Here is a 739-nt window from a genome sequence, read left to right on the forward strand (position 1 = left end):
CCACAGCTTTGCAGCAGAAGCCGTTTTAACAGAACAAGGCGGGCATTGATGCAGACGACAGAATTATTACGGCAAAAATTGCTTTCGGATTTCCCGGTACCCATCAGTCCTTACTGCATCATTGACAGTTTTCCGCTTGCGGTCTGTAAATTCGGGCGTGCACGCTATTGCAAAGTATTTCGCAATCATGGTGCTGATTACGGAAAATGCCCTTCTAAAAAGGAAACTTATTTCGGTTACAAAGTACATGCATTGATCACCTTAGAAGGCTACATTACTGCATTTGAGATCACACCAGCCTCCACAGACGACCGCGAAGGGTTACGGGATCTGGTGGACAATTGTTCAAATTTCACAGTTTTAGCAGACAAGGGCTATGTCGGTGAAAGGCTGATGCAGGAAATGCAGGAGCAAAATATCTGCCTTTTTGCCCTGAAGCGTTCTAACAGTAAAGAAAACTGGACAAAATCTGTGCGTCAATTAATATTCAAACAGAGAAGGCGGGTAGAAACTGTGTTTTCACAGCTAACTGGTCAACTAAATGCAGAAAGAGTGCTGGCCAAAAGCTTTCAGGGATTATGTACCCGCCTGGTCAATAAAGTACTGGCGTACAATCTCTGTATTGCATTAAACAGTATTTTCAATGAATCCTGCGAACTTGGAAAAATCAAGGAATTGATATTCTAAAAATTTTAGTTTTCCAATAATTACAGGGATTCTTTGCGCATTTACAGGTTTT

At 41.8% G+C, this 739-nt stretch carries 1 protein-coding gene; it reads left to right on the plus strand.

Annotated elements, in window-relative coordinates; all coding sequences use genetic code 11:
* Nucleotides 1-687: IS982 family transposase (locus DXC01_RS19940; RefSeq protein WP_243111689.1), on the plus strand; the 687-nt coding region annotated here is incomplete at its 5' end.
* Nucleotides 688-739: the final 52 nt, after the last annotated feature.

Source organism: Blautia sp. OM07-19 (genome assembly GCF_003481595.1).
Lineage (GTDB): Bacteria > Bacillota > Clostridia > Lachnospirales > Lachnospiraceae > Blautia_A > Blautia_A intestinihominis.